The sequence below is a fragment of the Pantoea sp. CTOTU49201 genome (genome assembly GCF_032054795.1).
Classification (GTDB): domain Bacteria; phylum Pseudomonadota; class Gammaproteobacteria; order Enterobacterales; family Enterobacteriaceae; genus Pantoea; species Pantoea symbiotica.
In genome coordinates, this window is record NZ_DAMBSA010000354.1 from 1 (window position 1) to 5006 (window position 5006).

Here is a 5006-nt window from a genome sequence, read left to right on the forward strand (position 1 = left end):
ACCATCAAAGATGTGAAGAGCGGCGATAAGCGTTCGGTTGATGCGAAATACGTGTTTATCGGTGCTGGTGGCGGCGCGATTAAGCTGCTGCAGAAAACCGGTATTCCGGAAGCAGACAACTACGGCGGCTTCCCGGTTGGTGGTTCGTTCCTGATGACCGAGAACCCAGAGATCGCTAACCGTCACCTGGAAAAAGTGTACGGTCAGGCTTCTGTGGGTGCGCCACCGATGTCGGTTCCACACATCGATTCACGTACCCTTGACGGCAAGAAAGTGGTGTTGTTTGGGCCGTTCGCCACCTTCTCTACCAAGTACCTGAAAAATGGTTCGCTGTTCGATCTGCTGAGCGCGACCACCACCAGCAACATCATGCCGATGACGCATGTGGGCATCGACAACTTCGATTTGGTGAAATACCTGATTGGTCAGGTGATGCTGAATGACGACGACCGCTTTGCTGCGCTGAAAGAGTACTATCCGAACGCGCGTAAAGAGGACTGGAAACTGATTCAGGCGGGTCAACGCGTACAGATCATCAAGAAAGATGCCGAAAAAGGTGGCTTGCTGAAACTGGGTACCGAAATCGTGACCGATCAGCAGAAAACCCTGGCTGCCCTGCTGGGCGCATCTCCGGGCGCATCTACTGCCGCACCAATCACACTCGACGTGATGAAGAAGCTGTTCCCAGAGCAGTTCGCTTCGCCAGAGTGGCAGCAGAAGATCCGCGCTATCGTGCCAAGCTTCGGCCAGAAGCTGAATGGCAACACCGCGCTGACCCAGCAAGTTTGGGACAACACCGCAGCGACGCTGCTGTTGACCAAGCCGCCGGTTATCAACATGGGTGATCAAGCGGTTGCACCGACGCAGGCTAAGCCGCGTGCGGAATCAGGCAAACAGGATATGGCGCTGTAATTAACGCCAGAAGTGAATAAGCCGGACAATGTCCGGCTTTTTTATTGTCTTTTGTAGGGTCGCCATTTATGGCGACCGATTTACAAACGAAGAATATCTGCGCCAATCGACCCCACATCCGTTTTGCCACAAAACGCCATAGAAAGATCAAACTCATTACGGATGATATTCAGCGCGGTTGTTACGCCCTGTTCGCCTAACGCGCCCAAACCATACAACATACTGCGGCCGATATAGGTCCCTTTTGCACCTAACGCGATAGCTTTTAAAACGTCCTGCCCGGAACGAATACCGCCATCGAAATGGACTTCAACCTCCTTGTTCACGGCTGCCACAATCTCCGGCAACATCGATATGGATGATGAAACGCCATCCAGCTGACGGCCTCCGTGATTCGATACGATAATCGCATCAGCGCCAGCGGCTATCGCCAGACGCGCATCCTCAACATGCATAATGCCTTTGACGATCAACTTGCCGCCCCAGCGCTGCTTAATCCACTCAACATCACGCCAGGAAAGACAGGGATCAAACTGCTGCTGTGTCCACGCCATCATTGCATCAATGCTGTCTACGCCGCTGGCGTGTCCGATGATGTTGCCAAAGTTGCGATGCGTTGTAGCAAGCATCCCTTTGCACCAGCGCGGTTTACTGGCGATATTGAGCAGATTACGCAGCGTCATTTTGGGCGGCGTCGATAAGCCATTTTTGATGTCTTTATGGCGTTGACCAAACACCTGCAAATCCATGGTTACCACCAAAGCGCTGCAGTTGGCGGCTTTGGCGCGTTCAATCAGGTTGGCGACGAATTGCCGATCGCGCATCACATACAGCTGAAACCAAAATGGATGATGATCTGTTGCCTGCGCCACCGCTTCCAATGAGCAAATGCTCATAGTGGAAAGCGTAAACGGGATGCCGAAGGTTCTCGCCGCGCGGGCGGCAAGGATTTCGCCGTTGGGATGAATCATGCCGGTTAAGCCGGTGGGCGCAATCGCCATTGGCATCGCCACGGGTTGCCCAATCATGCTGCTGGAAGTGCTGCGCTGTGAAATATCCACTGCGACGCGCTGGCGCAATTCGATGCGCCGAAGATCGGCTTCATTGGCGCGATAGCTGCTTTCCGTCCATGAACCTGCATCGACATAGTCATAAAACATTTTTGGTACGCGTTTACGGGCTAAATGGCGTAATTCTTCGATGCAGGTGATGACCATTGGGGGTATTCCAATAATATTTGGAAGAGGTCGCCATTAATGGCGACCCTACGGATATTTTCACGACTTTTTATAATCGGTGTAGGCGTTTTGTAATGCCACATGATCGGCAATATATTTGGCATCGTGCCATACGCCGTAAATAAACGATGATGCACGATTTACCAGATTAGGTAAGCCAAGGAAGTAAATACCACGTTCGGCTGAAATACCGCGCTTGTGGAACGGTACACCATTAGCGTCAAAGGCATCCACTTTCAGCCAGCTGAAATCAAATTTAAAACCGGTGGCCCAGATAATGCTGGTAATGCCTGCAGCCTGCAGATCCAATTCTGATAATGGATTAATTAAACATTCTGGATCTGGCAGTAATTCCCATGCTTGCGGTTCGGGCGGTAAATCCAGGCCATTGCGTTCAATATAGGCGTCAGCATCACGCAGCACGTCGAAATAGGCTTTATCGCCCTCGGCGATATTCTCCACTAAACCATCGGCAAAGCTCAGCACGCCGTTATCCCAGGTTTTAGTGATACCAACCAGCGTAATGCCCATGTGCGCTAATCGGCGAAAGTCGACCGTTTTGCCACCTTCATAACCACTCACGGCAAAAGCAACGTGCTGTTTCTTCGGCTTGATTTTGACTTCATCCCACAAGCCCAGCGCGCCCAACCACCAGCAATAATCGCGGTCGCGATACGAACGTGGCGGACGGTAATGTTCACCGATGGAGAGTGTCACTTCACGGCCAGATTTACGCAGCTCTTCCGCAATTTGTGAACCGGAAGCGCCTGCGCCCACCACCAGTACGCCGCCCTGCGGCAGCTGCTGCGGATTTTTATACGCCGATGAGTGAATTTGATGCAGTGCAGCGCTTTCCGGCACGATCTGCGGAAAAGCGGGTTTCTGGAAGGGACCGGTTGCCGCCACCACATTGTCAGCTTCAAATTCACCGGCCGAGGTCAGCACTTTAAAACCGCTGCGTTCCGGCAGGCGCTCAACCGAATACACTTCCACGCCAGTACGCACCGGCGCATCGAGCATTTTTACGTAGTCTTCGAAATATTGCGCCATGCGCTCTTTCGGAGGAAAGGCTTCCTGGGAAATATTATCGAATTTCATTGAAGGAAAACGATCGTGCCAGGCTGGGCCATTGGCAACCAATGAATCCCAACGCTCTGAACGCCAACGTTCAGCAATACGGCTACGCTCGAATACCACATGTGGCACGCCCATTAATGACAGATGTTCACTCATCGCAATACCTGCCTGACCCGCTCCGACCACCACGGTATTAATTTTTTCTACTGACATGTGAGATCCCTAAAGATGATCGACCCCGATCTTTTCATGGAAAAGAGTAATCAGGTGCCGTATGACTGATATTCAGGTTAATAAATGCTGTATCATTAAATAAGCACAGCACTCGTGTTAATACATTAATGCCCTGCTTCGACGTTCAATATTTTCCCTAAGCCTAAAAACTTATTGGCGATAATTAACATCGTCGCCGTTACCGCAATATAAATAACCGACAGTGCAGCCAGCGTTGGGTCGGCAAACTCACGCACATAGTTGTACATCGCCACCGGCAAGGTTTGCGTCGCTTGCGTGGTAATAAACAGCGAAGCGGTAAATTCGTTGAAGGACAGAATGGCAGCAAATAACCAACCACCAAACAGGCCCGGCAAAATCAGCGGTACGGTAATGGTCCACACCACGCGCAGCGGCGAAGCACCGAGGCTTGCGGCAGCCAGTTCAATACGCTGTTCGAGGTTTTTCAGCGACACATACACGCTGCGCAGCACAAACGGCAGCACCAGCACGATGTGGCAGAAGATCACCAGCGGATAACCGCGTCCAATGCCCAGTTGAGAGACCAGCATCAGTAAGCCGAGACCTATGGTGAAATGTGGAATAAACAGCGGCGATAGCAGCACACCTTCCAGCACCTGTTTACACGGGAAACTGTAACGCTCAATGGCGATCGCCAGCGTGGCGCCGATAATCACCGCCAGCGTTGACGCCCACGCCGTCACAATCAATCCGGAATAGAAGCCGTGGCGGAAATCATCGTAATTTACCGCACGTTCAAACCAGCGCAGCGACCAGCCTTTAGGCGGGAAGAACAACACTGAGGTGCTGCTGAATGAAGAGATGAACACCACAATGGTAGGCAGCAATACGAATAACAAAATCGCGATAACCAGCGCGCGTCCCGCCAGTGTGATCAATTTATCGTTAAGGGATCGGGTCATATCAGTACTCTCCCATCGCATGAATAAAGCGGCTCATACGTTTCAGCGCCATCAGCAGCAGAATGGTCAGAATCAAACCGGCAATGCTGAGCGCGGCGGCAAACGGAAAATTCATCGAAGAGAAGCCCAGCTGATACACCATGGTTGCCACGGTGCTGACGCGTCCACCGCCAATCAGCTGTGGTGTTGCGAAAGCGCTGAACGTCCAGGCAAACGCCGTGGTCAGGCTGGAAACGATACCGGGAATCGAAAGAGGAATCGTCACCGTCAGCAAGGTCCGAATCGGTCCCGCGCCCAGGCTGGTGGCGGCTTTTTCATAATCGGGATTGATGTGCGACAGCGCAGTCGCCAGCATCATCACCATGATTGGCATGGTCACATGCACCAGCGCGACCACCACGCCAGTTTGGGTGAACATAAACTGGATCGGCTTGTTAATCAGACCCATTGCCAGCAGCAGGCTATTGAGGAAGCCGCTATTGCCAAGCACGATAATCCACGAATAAGTGCGTACCACTTCGCCGAGGAATAGCGGCGTAATGGCGATAATCAGAATGGTTGATTTGATCCAGGTGGTGCGCGTTCTCACCAGCGCATACGCCAGCGGATAACTCATCAGCAG

5 protein-coding genes are annotated in these 5006 nt (G+C 52.2%); 1 reads left to right on the top strand and 4 read right to left on the bottom strand.

What is annotated here, in order from left to right; translation table 11 throughout:
- A partial coding sequence (locus tag RTY00_RS19760) for a malate:quinone oxidoreductase (RefSeq protein WP_312665687.1) occupies window positions 1-912 on the top strand: 912 nt, incomplete at its 5' end.
- A gap of 80 nt (window positions 913-992) precedes the next feature.
- Here RTY00_RS19760 and RTY00_RS19765 read toward each other — a convergent pair.
- The 4 genes from RTY00_RS19765 to RTY00_RS19780 all read right to left on the bottom strand — a co-directional run.
- Window positions 993-2129, bottom strand: a complete 1137-nt coding sequence (locus RTY00_RS19765) for an alpha-hydroxy acid oxidase (RefSeq protein ID WP_312665689.1) — start codon at window positions 2127-2129, stop codon at window positions 993-995.
- Window positions 2130-2189: 60 nt separating this feature from the next.
- On the bottom strand, window positions 2190-3440 hold the full coding sequence (locus tag RTY00_RS19770; RefSeq protein ID WP_312665691.1) for an NAD(P)/FAD-dependent oxidoreductase: 1251 nt from the start codon (window positions 3438-3440) through the stop codon (window positions 2190-2192).
- Window positions 3441-3565: 125 nt separating this feature from the next.
- A complete protein-coding gene (locus RTY00_RS19775; protein WP_154157049.1) occupies window positions 3566-4384 on the bottom strand; it encodes an ABC transporter permease in 819 nt (272 codons plus the stop codon).
- Window position 4385: 1 nt separating this feature from the next.
- Window positions 4386-5006, bottom strand: a 621-nt coding sequence (locus RTY00_RS19780; RefSeq protein ID WP_312665693.1) for an ABC transporter permease, incomplete at its 5' end; no start/stop codon positions are given.

Excerpts from the sequence above, each read along its gene's own strand:
- RTY00_RS19765 (WP_312665689.1), bottom strand. The coding sequence starts at position 2,129 with ATGGTCATCACCTGCATCGAAGAATTACGCCATTTAGCCCGTAAACGC.
- RTY00_RS19770 (WP_312665691.1), bottom strand. The coding sequence starts at position 3,440 with ATGTCAGTAGAAAAAATTAATACCGTGGTGGTCGGAGCGGGTCAGGCA.
- RTY00_RS19775 (WP_154157049.1), bottom strand. The coding sequence starts at position 4,384 with ATGACCCGATCCCTTAACGATAAATTGATCACACTGGCGGGACGCGCG.